Raw genomic sequence first — 19,810 nt, 5'->3', positions numbered from 1 at the left:
CCACATGATTCGGCCCCACGATTGCCGGTGGTGATTACCGGCCCAGCGCCCGTCGTACATATGCAGCAGGTTGTGAATCTGGCGAATGGACCACGAAGAGAGCCATTGCTGCACAACCGGTCGGCATGACCGAGAGATCCATAATGAATCTAACTGACCTTCATAAATGCCGGCGGCCGCGTCGTCCGTATGTGTTCGTCGCGTTGCGGCCGTGTTTGCCGTCCGCGACCTGACCGCAGTTCACCTCGATGTCGGCGCGACGTCGAGGTCGGCGCTACATCCCGACACTTGCTACGGCAGGAACCGGGCAATCTGCGGCGACGGCAGTCGCTGTGCGGCCCTGGCCTGGCGGAATCCGGCGGCACCGCCCACGGCGGTCAACAACACCATTCCACCCAATCCGGGCAGCACTGCGAAGAGAAGATCGGTGGTATCGGCGGTACGCAGGTAATCGGCGTAGCCCACTCGGAAGGACTCGGGCATTGCCGGTGCCGTAAGGGGCTGGGCCGCAGGAGGTTCCGATCTGGGCACCGCCACCCTGGGCGCATTCGGGGCCGAGGGTGCACTGATCGGAGGTGCGGACGGCGCGGGTGGCGTGATGACCGGAGCCGGCGGCACGACCACCGGTGCCGGCGCAGCGGGTGCGGCCGGCACTGCCGGCCCGACGGGTGATGCCGGCGCCGGAGCCTTCGGCGGGGACGAGCGGATCACTATTTTCCGACTGCTCGGCGCGGTGGGTACCGGAGCCAGGTTGGGAGCCCTGCCGATGTTGCCGTTGCGAGGTATCCCGGCTGCCCCGCCACCGCCGGAGGTGACGGCACCCCCGGTGGTTACGGCCGCCGATGGAACCTCCCCCACGGATACGACTGCGGTAGGAGCCTGCCCGTCACCCACGACGCCTGCGGACTGCGAAACCGGCCCGGAGGTGGCCGCACGAGCTGCCGGCCCGGCCACTTCGCCGGCACCGACCTTGGCGGTCACTCCGGCCGACCGTGTCGATGCCGGTGGCCCGCCGATGCGGCCCTTGCGTTGCGCACCGACCTGGGCCCGACGATCGGACTTCTTCTTCTTGTGCTTGTGGTCGAAGATATGGAGGACATCGACGTCGATGCCGAACAGGCCGGCGGAAGCCACTGCCGTGCCGGCCACTCCGGGGCCGGCCACCATGGCTCCACAAGCAATTGCACAGCCGGCAGCGGTGGTACGCATCCATGACCGGTCCACGACGGGATCCCCCCGGAAGAGATAGCGGCTCAGCGGCCGCGTTCACTGAAACAGGTTCCTATTTTGGCATACGGATTGTGACATACCGGTTGCGGCGTACGGGGCGCCGGGTGTTTGCTGGCATGCTTCGCCGGTAGCGGCCTTGCCAATTCGACCAACCGTGCTGCCAGCGGCGATACCCTTTTATCCGTGGTGGTCGAGGTCCGCCGCTCGGTGTGCATGCCCGAGGTGGCGCTGAACAACCGCGTACCGGCCCGCACTCGGCACTACGCCGAGAGCGTGTCGAGCCGACTGCGGGTGTTGAACATCGCGGCCTGGATCGCGGCGGCGGTGTCCGGCGGATTCGGAATTTTCCAACTTGTCCTCGGCGGGCCGATGTGGCGTTTCGGCTTCGTCAATCTCGTGACCGCCGCGTTGTTCCTGTTGGTGCCACTGCTCTACCGGTTCGGCGAATTGCTCGCGCCGCTGGCGTTCTTTCTGGTGGCCTTCACATCGGTGTCGGTCATGTGTTTTGCCATGGGGACCGGTTCGGGTCTGCAGTTCTACTTCGTCGTTGCAGCGTCCCTGGTGGTGCTGGTGTTGGGAATCGAGCGGATCGCGTTGGCGGCGACGCTGGCCGCCGTTGCCGTGGCGGCCACGATCACGCTGGAAATGCTGACCCCCCGCGACCGCGGACTCGGACCGCCATGGGCCATGACCGCCGGCTTCGTTCTGTCCGCCGTGTCCGCTGCCGTCATGGTGTTTGCCACGGTGTGGGTGGCGATGCGGGAGGTGGCGCGGGCCGAACACGCGATGGAAGCCGAATATCAGCGTTCCGAGCAACTGCTGGCCAACATCCTGCCGACCACGATCGCCCGGCGACTCAAGGACCCGTCGCGCACCATCATCGCCGACAAGTACGACGATGCCTCGATCCTGTTCGCCGACATGGCCGGCTATACGGAGCGGGCCAGCGATATCTCGCCGACCGATCTGGTGCGCTTCCTGGACCGCCTGTACACCGACCTCGATGCGCTGGTGGATCGCCACGGTCTGGAGAAGGTCAAGACGAGCGGCGACTCCTACATGGTGGTGTCCGGCGTGCCCAAGGCGCGCACCGATCACATCGAGGCGCTGGCATGTCTGGCGCTCGACCTGGCCGACGCGGTGGCCGATCTCAAGGATCCGCGCGGTCGGGCGGTGCCGTTGCGGATCGGTCTGGCCGCCGGGCCGGTGGTCGCCGGAGTGGTCGGCGCCCGAAAGTTCTTCTACGACGTCTGGGGCGACGCGGTCAACGTCGCCTCCCGCATGGAGAGCACCGATGTGGCCGGCCGAATTCAGGTGCCGCAGAACGTCTATGACCGGATCAACCACGCGTTCGTGCTTGAGGAACGTGGCGATGTGGAGATCAAGGGCAAAGGACTCATGCACACCTGGTATCTGGTCGGACGTCGCGACGACGAGGCGCTACGCGGTGGGCTCGACGGCACGAGCCAGGCGCGGACCGCCTCCATCGTGCCGCCGGCGACGGGTTAAACCTTGCGGTTCTCCGACTTGATCAACCACGCCAGCTTCTCCAGTCCGTCGATCAACTGGTGCAGGATGTCGGCGGTGCTCGGGTCGTGTGCATCGACGGGATCGTGTACCGCCCGCAAGGTGCCGACGGTCGCATAGATCCGGGTGGCGATCAGATCGACCACCTCATCGGTGCTGCGTTCGTAGCCCGGGAACTCCGGGAGCGTGGTGGTGGCTGCGACCGTGTCCGTGCGGCCGTCGGGAACAGCGTCCAGCGCGCGCATCCGCTCGGCGACGGTGTCAGCGCCTTCCCGGGCGAAATCGACGACTTCATCGAGCTGCAGATGCAGATCGCGGAAGTTGGTGCCGACGACGTTCCAATGGGCCTGCTTCCCTTGCAGACCCAATTCGATCAGGTCGACAAGCACTTGTTGCAGGGCCGCACTCAGCTCGGGTTCGGCCTGGTGACCCCGGATATCGGTTTCAGTTCGACGTGTACTCATGCCATTGATAACGTCACCCATTTTGGAATCATTCCAAATTAGACGACGTCCTGGTCCTGCTGGCTGAGCAGCCGGGCGTACCCCGCGCCCATGCCCAACAGCGCCAATCCGACCACGATGAACACCGCCACCCGGAACATCCCGTCGAGGGTGCCGAGATCGAAGAGGAACAATTTGGCAGTCGCGGCCGCGACCAGCGTCATGCCGCCGCCGATGAGCAGTGATCGCTGTGTTCTGGGTTGTCGTGCCGCGTACCCGAGCAGTCCGGCCGCCGCAGCGATCCAGCAGATGGTCGCGGCCATGTGGCCACCGAAGAAACCGGCCTCGACACCGCCGATGGCCACCCCGGCGGTCACGGTGAAGACGGTGACCGCATACCCCGCCACTACCGCCGCGGCTGCCCACGCCAACCGGATGACGTCACGGTCGGCCCACTCACCTTTCGAGAATGCCCAGCCGAGCGCAGCCACGGCAGCGATCACCAGCAGGCTGCCCAGCAACACCGAAACCATGTGTCCCCCAGATAGTCTCGTGGCTTCGATCAGCTTTTCCGGCCCGGCAGAGTCCAGGTAGATGACGCCGCCGACGGCAGTCAGTCCGACAGCGATCCACCGCGTGACACCGTCGTGGCGGCCGCCGATCGCAACCACCGTCGCCATGGCCAGCACCACCGGACCTGACACCTGGCCGTCGAACGCCACCAACACCGCGATCAGGGCGGCGACCGCGGCCAGCACCGACCACACGTGCCGAACCGCCGCGCTCACGCCGGGCAACCGGTCGCCCAGCGCCACGATGGCCACCAAGGCGGCGGCCAGCGCTGCGATCATGAGGGCCGCAATAACCCGGTCAACAGCTGCCGAGACGCACAGCAACGGCAGGACACCACCGGCAGTCCACACCGCCGTGGCCGCCGGTCTGGTGCTCCAGCGCAGTAGCAACAGCCCACCGCCCAACGCCAGCACCGCCGCAACCGCGCACGCCAGCGCGAGCAGCAGATCGTCGCGACCACCGACAGCGGTCGCCACCAATGCGACCATCAGCGGCCAGGTGGCGGCGACCGTCCGCGCGGCGTGCAACCACAGCCAGTCCCGGCCCCACGGCACCGGCAGCGCGGCCGCCGACAAGGCCAGCATGAATCCGACGAGCAACAGCGTCACCCCATCGGTGATGGCAGGGGCCAACGCGATCAGCGGCACCAGTACCAACAGGGCGAGGTTCTGGGCGTTCCACCGGCGGGCCAGCATCAGGCCCGCGCCACCGACCGCCGCAGCCAAGGCCAGCCCCATCGGCGCCGGCACCCAGTGGTAGATCGACGTCACCGCGATGACGTCCATGTAGGCCGCAGCAATGCCGGTGGCCGCCAACGCGATTGCACCGGTTCGTCCACCTGGACGGCGGTGAAGCGCCCACCCGGCGCCCACCAGACCGGCGGCCAGGACCGTGCCTGCAGCCACGCGGAACTCGGGGCGCAGGATGCCCGCCTGGGCGGCCAGCACCAGCAGCAACACCACGCCCGTGAGCGTCACGGTCACGCCCACCGCCGCGAGCGCCTTGCCGATCCAGCCTTCCGAACGATCGGGAGGTGGCACCGGTGCCGGCGGCCGCACCGCCACAGCGCGGACAGGCGCGGGCGGCGCAGTGGGCACCGGCGTCTGGTCGAGCATCCGGCCCAATTCCCCCAGATCGGTGGCGACCCGGTTCAGGTATGCCGAGATCGCGGCCAGATCCGACGACATGCGGGCGATCACCACGCGATTTGGTTCGCTCATGCGCTCATCCTGGCAACAAACTCTGTCGCCGTGATGAGTAGGACTACTCGTCGAGGCCGTGTTCGATGGCGTAGCGCGCCAGCTCGACTCGGTTGGCAACCTGCAACTTACGGAACGTCGCCTGGACATGGTTCTCCACCGTGCGGTGGCTCAGTGACAGCCGGGTGGCGATCTGCTTGGCCGTCAACCCTTTTGCCACATACCGCAGCACCTCGGTTTCGCGTTCGGTCAGGCTGGGTGTGGCCGGACCGTCGTCCGGCCGTTGGGCGATGCGTCGATACTCGCCGAGGACCAGTCCGGCCAGACCCGGGGTGAACACGGCACGCCCTTCGGCGGTGGCGCGTACCGCCGCGGTCAACTCCGCTTTGGACGCACTCTTCACCAGATAGCCGGTGGCCCCGGCCTTGACCGCCTCCAGGACGTCGTCGCGCTCGTCGGAGGCCGACAACACCAGAACCCGTGACGACGGTGAGACCGTGAGCACCTCGGCGGTGGCGGTCGCACCGCTGCCGTCGCACAGGCTCATGTCCATCACCACGACATCCGGCCGTACCACCTCGGCTCGCCTGCGCGCCGCACCCACCCCGTCGGCGGTGGCGACGACCTCGAACCCGTCGTCGGCCAGATCGCGCGCCACCGCGTCGCGCCAGATCGGATGATCGTCGACCACCATCACGGTCAGTGCACCCTCGGCCATCACTGTCCCTTCTCGCGCTTATCGAAGGCGGCACGATCCCCCGCCGACCGCGGTAACGTCAGCTCCCATTCGGTGCCGCACCCCGCGGCAGTGCTCAGCTGCGCCTCACCGCCCAACCAATCCATCCGGCCCACAATAGATTTCGCAATCCCCACATGGCCTTCCCGGACCGCCTCGTCCAACCGTCCGTCGGCGATGCCGACACCGTCGTCGCGGATGCTCACCGCCACCGAGTCGCCCAGATCTTCCAGCAACACGAAGATCCGCGCGTCGGGACCGGCATGGGCGACGGCGTTGTCCAGGGCATTGCGCGCGGCGGCGAACAACTCCTGAGCCGCTTCGCGGGCGAGCAGTACTGGTTCTGCGGGCAGGCTCACCGCAATCCGATCCGATGCACGCGACCGCAGGAGCGCCCCGATGTCGGCGGTCGAACCGGATTCGACGTCTGGGTCGGGAGCGCTGACCAGCCGGCGCAGAGCGCGTTCCTGCTCGGCCGCCAGCTCGGCCAATTGTGCTGTGTCCCCACCGATTTCGCGACCCTTCCGAGCTACGAGGGCCAACACCTGGATGGCGCCGTCGTGGACCCGTCGCGACAACCGCTCGCGCTCTTCCAACGAAGCCGCCAATCGCGCTGCCCGCTGCAACTCGGCATGTGCCCGGCGGGCGGTCTGGGCCGCCATTCCGACCGCCAGACCCACCGCCAATTCGATGACGATCGTCGCGTTGCGGCCCAGATTGATGCTGATGTACCCCTTCAACGCGGCCGCTGCCGCCATCACGGCGAGCCCGGCCGACATTCCACCGACCGGGCCGAACTGCAGCGCCGCCGAGATCGTCGCATTGGTGGCCCACAGCGTGGTCGGCCAAGACTGGTTGTCGGCGATCCACGGGTCGGCCGCCACCAGTTCGGTGGACAGCATGAGCACCAGCACCACGACGACCTCGGCGACCACCCACCACGGGCGTCGGCCGAACCCCTGCAGGTAGGCCAACGCGCAGGCGATGCTCCACAGGATCAACGCCGCGCACAGCACTCCGGCGAGGACCGGACGCGCCAGATCGTCGTTGATCGCGATCTGGAATCCCACGGCGTACAGGCAACTCAACAGCCGAAAGATCTGCGCGGCACGCCACAGCGGCGTGACCGGGTCCGGGCTTCGCGGCATTTGCCCAGGCTAACTCGGTCCCTGCGCCACGGGCCGCTGCGGATTCGATGTCCACTCGGACCACGACCCGGGATACAGCGCAGCGTCGACTCCGGCGGCAGCCAGGGCGGCCACCGCCAGCGCCGCGGTGACACCTGACCCGCAGTACGCGCCGACAGCGGCGCTGCCTGCCACACCTCGATCCGCCAACAGGGCCTGCAGTCGGCCCTCCGGGACAAGCCTGCCGTCCTCGGCCAGCAGTTCGGTACTGGGCAGGTTGACCGCCCCGGGGATGTGGCCGGCCACCGGATCGACGGGTTCGACGTCTCCGCGGAACCGTTCCGGCGCGCGGGCATCCAGCAGCACGTCTGCCCCGGCGGGAATCTCCTCGGCCGTCAGGGTGCGGCGGGCCCCGCGGTACAGGTTTTCGTGGCGGACCTCGACATCACCGGCCTCGGGCGTGACCTCGCCCGACTGCACGATGCCACCGGCGGCCGACCAGGCCGCCAGACCGCCGTCGAGAATCTGCACGTCGTCGATGCCGGCCGCGGTCAGCACCCACCAGGCCCGGGCCGAGCCGGCACGGTTCCAATCGTCGTAGACGACGGTGGGCACACCGGTGCGTACTCCCCAGCGCCGGGCTGCTGCCTGCAGGTCGGTCCCGGACGGCAGCGGATGACGTCCGCGGCCGGTGACACGGTGATCACTGAGGTCCTCGTCGAGCGAGACATATACCGCGCCGGGCAGATGACCGTTGAGATATGCCGGCCGGCCGTTCGGTTCCGCGAGGGTCCAGCGGACGTCCAGCAGCGTGACGGGGCTGCCGGAGGCGAGGCGTTCACGAAGTTCGTCCGCCGCGACGAAGACGTCAGCGCGTGCACGAGTCACCCCTCCGACGCTACATCACCTTCGACAGAAACTCCTTTGTGCGTTCATGTTTGGGGTTGCTCATCACCTCGCGCGGCGGGCCGGACTCCACCACGACGCCGCCGTCCATGAACACCAATTTGTCGGCCACTTCACGGGCGAACCCCATCTCGTGGGTCACCACCACCATGGTCATTCCCTCACCGGCGAGCCGCTTGATGACGGTCAGCACCTCCCCGACCAGCTCGGGATCCAACGCCGAGGTCGGCTCGTCGAACAGCATCAGCTTGGGGTTCATCGCCAGTGCCCTGGCGATCGCGACCCGCTGCTGCTGACCGCCTGACAGCTGCGCCGGATAGGCATCGGCCTTGGCCGCCAGTCCCACCTGGTCCAGCAGATCTCTTGCCCGCGCCACGGCGGCGTCCTTTTTCACCTTCTTGACCTGGATGGGCGCCTCGATGATGTTCTCCAGTGCCGTACGGTGCGGGAACAGGTTGAAGTGCTGAAACACCATGCCGATGTCCCGGCGTTGCCGGGCCGCTTCGCGGGGAGCCATTTCGTGGAGCTTGCCCCCGCGTTCGTGATAGCCGACGAGTTCTCCGTCGACGTAGAGTCGGCCGGCATTGACCTGCTCAAGATGATTGATACAGCGCAGGAACGTCGACTTGCCCGAGCCCGACGGGCCCACCATGCACAACACCTCGCCCTTGCCGACGTCGAGGGTGACCCCCTTGAGGACGTGCAGGGCACCGAAGTTCTTGCACACGCGCTCGGCCCGCACCATCGGTTCGGCGGCGGTCACGGCGTCTCTCCCATCTGTGCCCTGGCCAGGGCTTCCAACTGCTTGGACGTCAACTTGCGCGACGCGCCGCGGGCGTAATACCGCTCTAGGTAGTACTGACCGACCATCAGGACGCTGGTGATCGCCAGATACCAGGTGGAGGCCACCAGGAGCAACGGCACGGGCTGAAACAGGGCCACCCCGATATCCTTTGAGCGGCCGTACAACTCGAAGCTGTAGGGAACTGCCGTGACGAGCGAGGTGGTCTTGAGCATGCTGATGAACTCATTGCCCGTCGGCGGGATGATCACCCGCATCGCCTGCGGAAGCACGGTGCGCCGCATGGTTTTTCCCCATGACATGCCCAGCGCCACCGAGGCTTCCGTCTGCCCCTCGGGAACCGAATTGATGCCGCCCCGGATGATCTCGGCCATATAGGCCGCCTCGTTGAGCCCCAGGCCGAGCACCGCCAGCCAGAACACATTCGGATCGGACAGGCTGAACTCGAACAGCCGCGGGCCGAACGGGACGCCGAGCTGAATGTTCTGGTAGATCACCGGGACCAGGCCCCAGAGCACCAACTGCACGTAGATCGGGGTGCCACGGAAGATCCACAGATATGTCCACGACACGGCCTTGAGCACCGGATTGGGCGACAGCCGCATCACGGCGAGGAGCACGCCGAGGACAAGGGCCAACACCATCGAGTAGATGGTCAGTTGCAGCGTGTTCCAGGCGGCTTGCGAGATGCGTTTGTCGAAAAGGTACTTGACGTAGGTATCCCACCCGTAGGCCTCGTTGGTCGCCGCACCGTAGACGAAGAGGGCGAGCAGGATCAGGATGACCGCTGCCGCCACCCACCGCCACGGATGCCGCAGCGGGACAGCGTCGATGGCGGGTGGCGGCGATCCCTCGGTCATCGGCAACTCAGCTGACTGCGCCGTTGATGACCGGTTTGTCGATCATGCCGTTCTCGGCGCCCCAGTTCGCGGCGATCTGCTTGTACGCGCCGCTGTCGATGAGATGCTCAAGGGCCTGTTTGAGGGATTGGGCCAGCGGTGAATTCTTCTGCACCGCCCAGCCGTAGGGCGCGGAGTCGAAGATCTCCCCCGCGGCCTCTAGTTTGCCCTCGCTCTGCTTGATCGCGTAGGTGGTCACCGGCGAGTCGGCGGACATCGCATCAGCCTGGCCCAACATGACCGCGCTGGTGGCCGCAGTCTGATCGTCGAACTTGACGACGTTGATCGCGGGCTTACCCGCTGCGGCACACTTCTGGTTACGGGCCGGCATTTCCTCGGTGTCCTGCACGGTCGCGGTCTGCACGGCGATCTTCTTACCGCACGCGTCGTCCGGGTTGATGCCGGCACCGACCTTCTGCGCCCATGCCGAACCGGCGTTGAAGTAGGTGACGAAGTCGACCTGCTGTTCACGCTCCTTGGAATCGGTGAACGAGGACATCCCGAGGTTGTAGTTGCCACCCTGAACGGACGGGATGATCTTGTCGAACAACGAGGCCCGATATTCCGGCGTGAGTCCCAGTGTGGCGGCGACGGCATTCATCAGATCGACGTCGAAGCCGATGATCTTGCCGCTGGGGTCCTTGAATTCGTTCGGCGGGTACGACGGGTCGGTGCCGACGATGAGCTTCCCGCTCGATTTGATCGGCTCCGGCACGGAGCCGGCAATCGAATCGACCTTGTCCACTTTCGCGGCGGTGGTCTCGGCGGCCGGTCCGCTGGAATCGGTGTTGGTGGCACAACCCGACATCACCAGTGCACCGCTCGCGGCGAGCACCATCGCAGAACGCCAAATCCTGCGCCGACGGGGCTGTCGTCCAACTGTCACGATTGCCTCTTTTCTCAGTCTGCGGCCACGGTCCGTCGCCTCCGAATCGGAGACGTTAACGGCCCCGGGCCGGGTGTGCAGCGCCGGTAACCGAACATTAACGACCACGCATCGGCGCCACAGCCGTACCGTGAAATCCGTGTTCAGGGCCGCACAGTGTGCCACACTTCGGGCATGGAAACCACCGCTGCCCCAAGCCTGTTGCCTCATCTGTGGAAGACGGCATTGGTCACCGGCATCCTCGCCATCGTCCTGGGCATCCTCGTCTTCATCCGTCCCGGAGCGGCAATCTTCGTCACGGCCATATTCTTCGGCGCCTACCTGCTGATCACCGGTATCTCGCAGCTGGTCCTGGCATTCAGCCTCCGCTCGTCGGTCGGGGGCCGGGTACTGCTGTTCATCGGTGGCGCGGCCGCGCTCGTGCTGGCCGTGCTGTGCTTCGTCAACCTGGAGAACTCGGTGCAGTTGCTGGCGATCTGGATCGGCGTCGGCTTCATCTTCCGCGGTGTGGCGACGGCGATGTCGGCCATCGGCGACAGCTCCCTGCCGGGACGCATCTGGGAGATCATCGTCGGCGTCGTCAGCGTCATCGCCGGCATCATCATGTTCGTTGCCCCGTTGGAGGGTCTGGTCGCCCTCACTCAGGTCACCGGCGTCATCCTGGTCGTCGTGGGTGTGCTCGAGGTCATCTCGGCCTTCGGAATTCGCAGCGACGCCAAGAAGCTCGACGCGGCGCTCTCACCGCAGGCGCCCACCGTGACGTAACACACCGTCGAGGCGAGCGGTCGGTGTCCGATTCTCTACTACACTCCGTCGTAGATTGATCTGAGACCTCGAAAGTAGGGCCAGATGGACGCTTTGGACGTGTCACGGTGGCAGTTCGGAATCACCACCGTCTACCACTTCATCTTCGTTCCGCTGACGATCGGATTGGCACCGCTGATCGCCGTCATGCAGACCGCGTGGATGGTGACGGGGAACGACCACTGGTATCGACTGACCCGGTTCTTCGGCAAGCTCTTCCTGATCAACTTCGCCATCGGTGTGGCGACCGGCATCGTGCAGGAATTCCAGTTCGGCATGAACTGGAGCGAATACTCCCGGTTCGTCGGTGACATCTTCGGAGCGCCGTTGGCCTTCGAGGGTCTCGTCGCCTTCTTCGTCGAGTCCACCTTCATCGGTCTGTGGATCTTCGGCTGGACCCGGCTACCGCGTGCCGTCCATCTGTTCTGCATCTGGATGGTGGCCTTCGCGGTCAACGCATCCGCGTACTTCATCATCGCGGCCAACTCATTCATGCAGCATCCGGTCGGAGCCCGGTTCAACCCGGAGTCCGGACGCGCGGAGCTCGTCGATTTCGGCGCCCTGCTGAGCAACAACACCGCCATCTGGGCAGTGCTGCACGTCATCGGCGGGGCGCTGCTGACAGCAGGAACGTTCGTCGCCGCGGTCAGTGCCTGGCTGATGGTGCGTGACCGACGCAGGGCGGTCCGGGCCGACGACGCGGATGCGATCGACGCCGAGACCGCCAATGACTCCGCCGGGATGTACCGGCCGGCAACGATCCTGGGCAGCATGGTGGCGCTGGCGGCCGTGGTGGTGCTGTTCTTCACCGGCGATGTTCAGGGCAAGTTGATGTTCGTCCAGCAGCCGATGAAGATGGCCTCGGCCGAATCCTTGTGTGACACCCAGACCGACCCGAATTTTTCGATCCTGACCGTCGGCACACACAACAACTGCGCCAGTGTGACCCACGTTCTCGAGGTTCCCTACGTCCTGCCCTTCCTGGCCGAAGGCAAGTTCAGCGGTGTCACCCTCGAAGGTGTCAACGACCTGCAGCGGGATTTCGAATCACGTTTCGGCCCAGGCGACTACCGGCCGAACCTGTTCGTCACCTACTGGTCGTTCCGGGCGATGATCGGTCTCATGCTGATCCCGTTGGCCTTCGCGCTGGTGGCGCTGTGGCTCACCCGGGGACGCCGGCTCCCCGACCAGAAATGGTTCGGCCTCGCCGCCCTGATCACCTTGCCGACACCGTTTTTGGCCAACTCCGCCGGCTGGGTGTTCACCGAAATGGGCCGCCAACCCTGGGTGGTGGTCCCCAACCCCACCGGTGACCAGATGGTGCGGTTGACCGTGCAACAAGGCGTTTCGGATCACTCCGCGGGCACGGTGTTCTTCTCGCTCGCCGTGTTCACCCTGCTCTACGGTGTGCTCGCGGTCATCTGGTTCTGGTTGATGCGCCGCTACGTGGTCGAAGGTCCATTGGAACACGACTCCGAGCCCGCGCCGCCCAAGCCGCCCGGGGAAGAGGATTCTGCCCCCTTGTCTTTCGCGTACTGAGAGGACTGATCGCAGATGGGACTCCAAGAACTTTGGTTCCTGCTCATCGCCGCACTGTTCCTCGGCTTCGTGGTGCTGGAGGGCTTCGACTTCGGGGTCGGCATGCTGATGGCCCCACTGGCCGGCGTCGGTGACGGTGATCCGGAAAACCGTAGGCGCGCAGTGCTCAACACGATCGGACCGGTGTGGGATGCCAACGAGGTGTGGCTGATCACGGCCGGCGCAGCCATGTTCGCGGCCTTCCCCAACTGGTACGCGACCTTGTTCTCGGCCCTGTACCTTCCCCTACTGGCGATACTGTTCGGAATGATCCTGCGCATCGTGGGGATAGAGTGGCGCGGCAAGGTCGACGACACCAAGTGGCGTTACTGGGCCGACTTCGGCATCGCGGTCGGATCTTGGCTGCCGGCCATCCTCTGGGGCGTCGCTTTCGCAATCTTGGTGCAAGGCCTGCCGATTGACGCCGATCATCGCGTTCACGCGTCGATCGGAGACGTGCTGAACGCCTACACCGTGCTCGGTGGCCTGGCGACCGCATCATTGTTCGCGTTCTACGGCTCGGTGTTCATTGCGCTGAAAACCTCTGGGACCGTGCGTGACGACGCGTTCCGCTTCGCCAAGATCCTCACCCTGCCGGTGATCCTGCTGGCGGGCGGCTTCGGACTGTGGACGCAGCTGGCTCACGGTAAGCCGTGGACCTGGCTGGCGCTGGGCACCGCCGTCGTCGCGCTGTTGATCGCGGTGGCACTCATGTGGTCACGTGCGCGGGAGGGTTGGGCCTTCGTGGCCACCGTTGTGGTGGTGGCCGCCGTGGTGGTCCTGCTGTTCGGTTCGATGTATCCGCATCTGCTGCCGTCGACGTTGAACCCGGAGTGGGGCATCACCATCTACAACGGTTCGTCGACGCCGTACACCTTGAAGATCATGAGCTGGGCGTCGTTGACCCTACTGCCACTGGTGCTGGTGTACCAGGGTTGGACGTACTGGGTGTTCCGCAAACGTATCTCAGCGGACCGCATTCCGGCCTCCATCGGACTGTCACGGCGGTCGGTCTGAACCTCTGGCGCGCACTGGGCATCCGCGGCGCCACCGGGTCCACCGGCACGTTGCGGCGCTACCTGGTGGCCGCGGTGGCCTGCGGCGTCACCATCAGCGTCAGCACCATCGCCGCGGCCATCGTGCTGGCCCACATCGTCGCCGGGATCATCGTCGAACCGGGCTCGGCCGCCCACCATGGCGGCGCGCTGCTTGCGCTGTCCGCGCTCTGGGGCCTGCGCGGGGTGGCCCACTGGCTGCAAGGGCGGCTCTCACAACGCGGCGCGACCGCGGTGATCGGTGAGATGTCCGGTCAGGTTCTGCGGTCGGTAACCTCCTCTCCCCCACGGCGATTGACGTCCCAGCGGGACAGCGCGGCCACCGTCGTCACCCACGGTCTCGACGGGCTACGCCCCTATTTCACCGGCTATCTGCCCGCGGTGGTGCAGGCCGCGGTGCTCACGCCGGTGGCCGTACTGACCATGGCGTGCTATGACCTGCAGGCGGCGGCAATCGTGATCATCGCCCTACCGTTGATCCCGCTGTTCATGGTGCTGATCGGGCTCGTCACCGCCGACCGTTCGGCGGCCGCGCTCGCCGCCATGGCCACGATGCAGGGCCGGTTACTGGACCTCGTCGCCGGTATCCCGACCCTTCGCGTGCTTGACCGGGCCGCCGGATCAGTCCGTCGCATCACCGAACTGGCGGCGGCACACCGACGTTCGGCGATGGCAACCCTGCGGATCGCCTTTCTGTCCTCGCTCGTGCTGGAACTGCTGGCCACCCTGGGGGTCGCCCTCGTTGCGGTCAGCGTCGGCGTGCGACTGGTCTACGGCGAGATCACATTGACTGCCGGGCTGACTGCCCTACTGCTCGCCCCCGAGGTGTTCTGGCCGCTTCGCCGCGTCGGCGCCGCATTTCACGCCGCACAAGACGGGAAGACCGCGGCACAAGAGGCGTTCAGCCTGTGCGACGCGGGTACCTTGACCCAAGGCAGTGTCCAGTTGCCGGCTTCCGCACCGACAATCGAATTGAGTGGCCACCGACCGGCGATCGAACCCGGTCGCGTGACGGTGCTGACCGGCCCCAACGGCGCCGGTAAATCGACGGCACTGCAGGCGATTCTCGGATTGGCCGCGCATGAGTCGAACTCCGTGCGGGTCGACGGGGTGGCGGTCGACGACCTGGATCTCTCGGCGTGGTGGCGTACGGTCGCCTGGCTGCCGCACCGGCCGGTGCTGATTCCGGGTACCGTCCGCGAGAACCTGGATTTGCTCGGCCCGATAGCCGATCTCGACTTGGCCTGCCGCGACGCCGGATTCGACAGTGTCATCGCCGATCTGCCCGAGGGGCTCGATACCCGGATCGGCCGGGGCGGCGTCGGCCTGTCCCTGGGACAACGGCAACGCCTCGGCTTGGCTCGCGCTCTCGGCTCGTCGGCGCGGGTGCTGCTGCTCGACGAACCCACGGCGCATCTCGACGCCGCCCTGGAAGAACGCGTGCTGGCGGCCATCGTGGCGCGGGCTCGTGCGGGCGCCACCGTCGTGGTGGTCGGACACCGGGATCCGGTACTGCGTATCGGCGACGAGGTGATCACGATTGGGGCTGCGCATGTTTCGCCGTGATCCGTTGCTGCGCCTGACACTGGAATTGTTGCAACCCCGATTGAGCCGGCTGATCCTGGCCAGTGTGCTCGGCGTGCTGTCGCTGGGCAGCGCGTTGGCGTTGGCCGGCGTCTCGGCCTGGTTGATCACCCGGGCCTGGCAGATGCCGCCGATCCTCGACCTTTCCGTGGCCGTGGTGGCGGTGCGGGCCCTGGGCATCTCGCGGGGTGTGCTCGGCTACTGTCAGCGCCTGGCCGCACACGACACCGCGCTGCGGGCGGCGGTGAATGCTCGCACCGGACTGTACCGCCGACTGGCTGACGGCCCCGACGACCAGGCGATGCGGCTGCCCAGTGGCGAACTCGTGGCCCGGGTCGGCAGTTCCGTCGACGAACTCGCGGACGTGGTGGTGCGCTCCGTGCTTCCCATCGTCGTCGCCGGCGTGCTCAGCACCGCCGCCGTCGTCATCATCGCGGTCATCTCGCCGAGCGCCGCTGTGGTACTGGCCGTGTGTCTCGTGGTCGCCGGAGTGGTGGCGCCGGCGATCACCGCGCGCGCGGTGACCGCTGCAGAAACCGTTGCGGTGCAACACAGGACAGACCGCGACGCGGCGGCGATGCTCGCCCTCGAGTACGCGCCCGAACTGCGGGTGAGCGGACGGCTGGACCAGGTGATCGACAACTGGAAACGTCACCACCGCGACTGGGGCACGGCCGTCGACCGCGCCGCCGCGCCCGCAGCGCTGGCCGCGGCCATGCCCAGCATCGCCATCGGTGCCAGCGTGCTGGGCGCTGTCGTGGCAGGCATCGCCCTGGCCACCACCACCGCGCCGACCACCCTGGCCGTGCTGATGTTGTTGCCGTTGTCGGCATTCGAAGCGACGACCGCGCTGCCTGATGCCGCCGTCGGGCTCACGAAGTCACGCATCGCAGCGAGGCGCCTGTTGGAGCTCACCGAAGCCGACGACCGGGTGCGCAGTCGGCCCGCGGCGCCTGCGGTCGAACTACCCGCCGGACGGCGGTTGGCGGTGATCGGACCCAGCGGCTCGGGAAAGACCACGCTGTTGATGGCACTGGCCGAGAAGTTGAACGAAACCCCGGGCCGGGCGGCGTTTTTCGCCGAAGATGCGCATATCTTCGAAACCACGGTCCGCGACAATCTTCTCGTCGTCCGTGGCGACATACCCGATTCCGAATTGCTCTGGGCACTCGAGAAGGTGGGCCTCGCCGATTGGCTGACCCGCCTGCCCGACGGACTGTCAACCGTGCTCGAGGGGGGCCACACCGCATTGTCGGCCGGACAACGACGCCGGCTGCTGTTGGCCCGGGTGTTGTTGTCGGATTTCCCCGTCGTACTGCTCGATGAACCCACCGAGAATCTCGATGCGGCCGACGGCCGGCGAATCCTCACCGAAATCCTCACGCCGGGCGGATGGTTCGCGCCCGATCGGACTGTCGTCGTCGCCACCCACCACTTACCGGACGCACTCGACTGCCCCGTCGTGCGCTGTCCACAACCGCGCTCTGCCGCAGGCGGGTAGCCTCGCAGACATGACCGACGAGCGAGCCACCCCGCCCGGGTCTGACGAGCCGCAGCCCAGCGGGCCGGCCCCAACGCCGCCGTACCCCTACGGAGCACCTGTCGGGTCCTATCCGCCGGGTTATCCGGCGCCGGCGCCGTACGGGGCCTATCCCCCGGGTTACCCGCCGCCGGCCCCTCGTCGGCCGGCGAACGGACTCGGCATCGCGGCGCTCATCGTCGCGGTGATCGCCCTGGTGCTGGTGTGGTCGGTCATCGGTGGCCTGATGTTCGGTATCACCGCGGTGATCCTCGGATTCCTCGGCCGCGGCCGCTGCCGGCGCGGTGAAGCCACCAACAACGGGGTGGCCGTCTCCGGGATCGTGCTCGGCGCCATCGCCTGCGTGCTGTCGCTGGTGTTCGTCGGTATCTGGGTGTACTTCGGGCAACGGTGGTTCGACGAGGTCGGCGGTAACGACTACATCCAGTGCCTGCAGCAGGCCGGCGACGACACCCAGGCCCAGCAGATGTGTGAAAACGAGTTCGAGCGACGGGTCGAGGACACGTTCGGCGTCACGCCGACCCCGACCCGCTGAGCCCGCTCACGACCCGCCGGTGCCCGGGAAATACTTGACGATTCCCTCCTGAACCACCGTCGCCAGCAGGCGGCCCGACACATCGAAGAAATGTCCGGTGCTCAACCCACGAGATTCTGCGGCCACCGGCGATGTCGTGGAGTACAACACCCACTCGTCGAATTTGATCGGCCGGTGAAACCACACCGAGTGATTCATCGTCACCGCGAAGATCCGGTCATGCCCCCACGACAACCCGTGCGTGGTGATGATCGGATCGAGGATCGTCGTGTCCGATGAATACACCAACGCCGCGCCGTGCAGTACGGGATCGCTGGGCATCACGCCTTCGGTCTTGAGCCACACCCGGTTGTGATCGAGCTTGCCGCCCTTGTCGCGCATGATCCAGGCGGGATCATTGGTGTACCGCCACTCGATCGGTCGCAGCGCCTCGACGAACAGCGGCACGGTCTTCTCATAACCGCGCAGCAGCTCGTCGATCCTGGGCAGCGTGTCCGGATGCGGAACCTCGGGCGCCGGCACGCTGTGCTCCAACCCCCGGCCGGCGTTCATGTAGGAGATCATCACCGTGGTGAGCAGATTGCCGTCCTGCATCACATCCACCCGACGGTTGGCGAACCTGCGCTCGTCACGCAACCGGACGATGTGGAACTCCAGATCTTTCTCCGGGTCACCACCGGCGATGAAATGGGCATTCAGCGCGCTCGGTGCGAGCTTGTGCTCCAACGTGCGGCCACCGGCGACGAACGCCTGCGCAACCATCTGCCCACCGAACGTGCGAACCGGGTTCTTGCTCGGATGCGAGCCGATGAACAGATTGTCGTCGACGCGGTTGAGGTCGAGAACAGCCAGCAGCTCCTCGAAATCCGAAGGTGTCAAGGGAGCCCTTTCGAGATGTCGGCCGTCGACCGATACAGACGACTACGGACAATTCCAGACCGCTACACGTCATCCTCGCCGATGCGGTGCACGTGGATCAGATTCGTGGAGCCTACTGTGCCCGGCGGAGCTCCCGCGACGATGACCACGAGTTCACCACGCTTGTAGCGGCCGAGATCCAGCAGCGATTTGTCGACCTGCCGGATCATGTCGTCGGTCCCCTTCATCTGGGGCACGATGAACGTCTCGGTGCCCCAGGTCAGCGCCAGCTGGCTACGCACCTCGGGCAGGGCGGTGAAGGCCAGCACCGGCAGCGGGGTGTGCAACCGAGCCAGGCGACGCACCGTGTCGCCGGACTGGGTGAACGCCACCAGCGCCTTGGCATCGAGCCGCTCACCGATATCGCGGGCCGCGTAGGAGATCACCCCACGCTTCGTACGGGGAGTGTGGGTCAACGGCGGCACGCTCACCGAGTTGTCCTCGACGGCCTTGATGATGCGGGCCATCGTCTTGACGGCTTCCAGCGGATACTTGCCGACCGAGGTCTCACCCGACAGCATCACCGCATCCGCACCGTCGAGGACGGCGTTGGCGACGTCGGAAGCCTCCGCGCGGGTGGGCCGGGAACTGTCGATCATCGACTCCAGCATCTGGGTGGCGACGATGACGGGTTTGGCGTTCTCCCTAGCCATCTGGATGGCACGCTTCTGGACCAGCGGCACCTCTTCCAGCGGCAGCTCGACACCGAGATCGCCGCGGGCCACCATGATCGCATCGAAAGCCAGCACGATGGCCTCGAGATTCTCGACCGCCTCCGGCTTCTCGAGCTTGGCGATCACCGGCACCCGCCGACCGACCCGGTCCATCACCTCGTGCACCAGTTCGATGTCGGCCGGTGAACGCACGAAGGACAACGCGACCAGATCCACACCGAGACGGAGGGCGAATTCCAGATCCTCGATGTCCTTCTCCGACAGTGCCGGTGCCGTCACGTTCATACCGGGCAGTGACATGCCCTTGTTGTTGCTGACCGGACCGCCCTCGGTGACCGTGCAGATCACGTCGTTGCCGTCGATCTGCTCGACCACCAGGCCGACGTTGCCGTCGTCGACCAGTACCCGGTCCCCGGCCCGGGCGTCCTCGGCCAGCCGCTTGTAGGTGGTCGACACCCGATCGTGGTTGCCCTCGCACTCGTCGACGGTGATTCGCACCGTCTCACCGGTAGCCCAGTACGTGGGCCCCTCGGCGAAGCGACCCAGCCGGATCTTGGGACCCTGCAGATCCGCCAGGATCCCGACAGCGTGGCCGGTGGCATCCGATGCCGCACGGACGCGCTTGTAGGCAGCCTCGTGGTCGGTGTAGTCGCCATGGCTGAAGTTCAGCCGCGCGACGTCCATTCCTGCCTCGACCAGGGCTCGTACGGTGTCATCCGTACTGGTCGCCGGGCCAAGCGTACAAACGATCTTTCCGCGTCTGCTCACGTCATGTCAGCATAGTCGTGATCGAT

18 protein-coding genes are annotated in these 19,810 nt (G+C 66.3%); 7 read left to right on the top strand and 11 right to left on the bottom strand.

Features of this window, described 5'->3' with window-relative positions; all coding sequences use genetic code 11:
- Positions 1-291: 291 nt before the first annotated feature.
- On the bottom strand, positions 292-1,167 hold the full coding sequence (locus tag A5740_RS15385; protein ID WP_254849200.1) for a hypothetical protein: 876 nt from the start codon (positions 1,165-1,167) through the stop codon (positions 292-294).
- A 276-nt stretch (positions 1,168-1,443) separates the two neighbouring features.
- Here A5740_RS15385 and A5740_RS15380 point away from each other — a divergent pair, with 276 nt between their 5' ends.
- A complete protein-coding gene (locus A5740_RS15380; RefSeq protein ID WP_076195371.1) occupies positions 1,444-2,739 on the top strand; it encodes an adenylate/guanylate cyclase domain-containing protein in 1,296 nt (431 codons plus the stop codon).
- Here the strand turns inward: A5740_RS15380 and A5740_RS15375 are convergent.
- From A5740_RS15375 to A5740_RS15340, 8 genes are read right to left on the bottom strand one after another with little or no spacing between them, the layout of a single operon-like run.
- Positions 2,736-3,221 carry a Dps family protein gene (locus A5740_RS15375; protein WP_076195347.1) on the bottom strand — a complete coding sequence of 162 codons (486 nt, stop codon included), beginning with the start codon at positions 3,219-3,221 and terminating at the stop codon, positions 2,736-2,738. The two genes, A5740_RS15380 and A5740_RS15375, sit on opposite strands and share 4 nt — an antisense overlap.
- A gap of 38 nt (positions 3,222-3,259) precedes the next feature.
- Positions 3,260-4,993, bottom strand: a complete 1,734-nt coding sequence (locus A5740_RS15370; RefSeq protein WP_076195346.1) for a DUF2339 domain-containing protein — start codon at positions 4,991-4,993, stop codon at positions 3,260-3,262.
- A 43-nt stretch (positions 4,994-5,036) separates the two neighbouring features.
- Entirely contained in the window at positions 5,037-5,690 is a 654-nt protein-coding gene (locus A5740_RS15365; protein ID WP_076195345.1) for a response regulator transcription factor, read from the bottom strand.
- Positions 5,690-6,856 carry a MacS family sensor histidine kinase gene (macS, locus tag A5740_RS15360; RefSeq protein WP_076195344.1) on the bottom strand — a complete coding sequence of 389 codons (1,167 nt, stop codon included), beginning with the start codon at positions 6,854-6,856 and terminating at the stop codon, positions 5,690-5,692. The genes A5740_RS15365 and macS overlap by 1 nt, the downstream gene beginning before the upstream one ends.
- Positions 6,857-6,865: 9 nt before the next feature.
- Positions 6,866-7,723: a sulfurtransferase gene (locus tag A5740_RS15355; protein ID WP_076195343.1), complete on the bottom strand. Its 858-nt coding sequence runs from the start codon at positions 7,721-7,723 to the stop codon at positions 6,866-6,868.
- A gap of 10 nt (positions 7,724-7,733) precedes the next feature.
- The gene (locus A5740_RS15350; RefSeq protein WP_076195368.1) at positions 7,734-8,486 is read right to left on the bottom strand and encodes an amino acid ABC transporter ATP-binding protein; all 753 of its coding nucleotides are present in this window, start codon (positions 8,484-8,486) and stop codon (positions 7,734-7,736) included.
- Between the two features lie 14 nt (positions 8,487-8,500).
- Positions 8,501-9,403 carry an amino acid ABC transporter permease gene (locus A5740_RS15345; protein ID WP_076195369.1) on the bottom strand — a complete coding sequence of 301 codons (903 nt, stop codon included), beginning with the start codon at positions 9,401-9,403 and terminating at the stop codon, positions 8,501-8,503.
- 7 nt (positions 9,404-9,410) lie between these two features.
- The gene (locus A5740_RS15340) at positions 9,411-10,280 is read right to left on the bottom strand and encodes an ABC transporter substrate-binding protein (protein ID WP_083654149.1); all 870 of its coding nucleotides are present in this window, start codon (positions 10,278-10,280) and stop codon (positions 9,411-9,413) included.
- A gap of 222 nt (positions 10,281-10,502) precedes the next feature.
- On the opposite strand from A5740_RS15340, the gene A5740_RS15335 reads away from it, so the two are divergent.
- The 6 genes from A5740_RS15335 (at position 10,503) to A5740_RS15310 (ending at position 17,424) form a co-directional block, all read left to right on the top strand.
- Positions 10,503-11,093 (top strand): HdeD family acid-resistance protein, encoded by a 591-nt coding sequence (locus A5740_RS15335; RefSeq protein WP_076195342.1) that lies wholly within the window; start codon positions 10,503-10,505, stop codon positions 11,091-11,093.
- An 84-nt stretch (positions 11,094-11,177) separates the two neighbouring features.
- Positions 11,178-12,671: a cytochrome ubiquinol oxidase subunit I gene (locus tag A5740_RS15330; protein ID WP_076195341.1), complete on the top strand. Its 1,494-nt coding sequence runs from the start codon at positions 11,178-11,180 to the stop codon at positions 12,669-12,671.
- Between the two features lie 15 nt (positions 12,672-12,686).
- Complete coding sequence (gene cydB, locus A5740_RS15325) at positions 12,687-13,727, top strand: cytochrome d ubiquinol oxidase subunit II (RefSeq protein WP_076195340.1); 1,041 nt, start codon at positions 12,687-12,689, stop codon at positions 13,725-13,727.
- Positions 13,728-13,777: 50 nt separating this feature from the next.
- Positions 13,778-15,331: a thiol reductant ABC exporter subunit CydD gene (gene cydD / locus A5740_RS15320; RefSeq protein ID WP_175616265.1), complete on the top strand. Its 1,554-nt coding sequence runs from the start codon at positions 13,778-13,780 to the stop codon at positions 15,329-15,331.
- Positions 15,318-16,850, top strand: a complete 1,533-nt coding sequence (locus A5740_RS15315; protein WP_076195339.1) for an ATP-binding cassette domain-containing protein — start codon at positions 15,318-15,320, stop codon at positions 16,848-16,850. The genes cydD and A5740_RS15315 overlap by 14 nt, the downstream gene beginning before the upstream one ends.
- A gap of 10 nt (positions 16,851-16,860) precedes the next feature.
- A complete protein-coding gene (locus A5740_RS15310) occupies positions 16,861-17,424 on the top strand; it encodes a DUF4190 domain-containing protein (protein ID WP_076195338.1) in 564 nt (187 codons plus the stop codon).
- A 6-nt stretch (positions 17,425-17,430) separates the two neighbouring features.
- Here A5740_RS15310 and A5740_RS15305 read toward each other — a convergent pair whose 3' ends face one another.
- Together A5740_RS15305 and pyk are read right to left on the bottom strand one after the other, a co-directional pair.
- Entirely contained in the window at positions 17,431-18,303 is an 873-nt protein-coding gene (locus A5740_RS15305) for an acyl-CoA thioesterase II (RefSeq protein ID WP_076195337.1), read from the bottom strand.
- A 62-nt stretch (positions 18,304-18,365) separates the two neighbouring features.
- Positions 18,366-19,784, bottom strand: a complete 1,419-nt coding sequence (gene pyk / locus A5740_RS15300) for a pyruvate kinase (RefSeq protein WP_076195336.1) — start codon at positions 19,782-19,784, stop codon at positions 18,366-18,368.
- Positions 19,785-19,810 lie beyond the last annotated feature (26 nt).

This window comes from Mycobacterium sp. GA-1841 (assembly GCF_001954135.1).
Classification (GTDB): Bacteria; Actinomycetota; Actinomycetes; order Mycobacteriales; family Mycobacteriaceae; genus Mycobacterium.
This window is presented reverse-complemented; position numbering and strand designations above follow the sequence as displayed.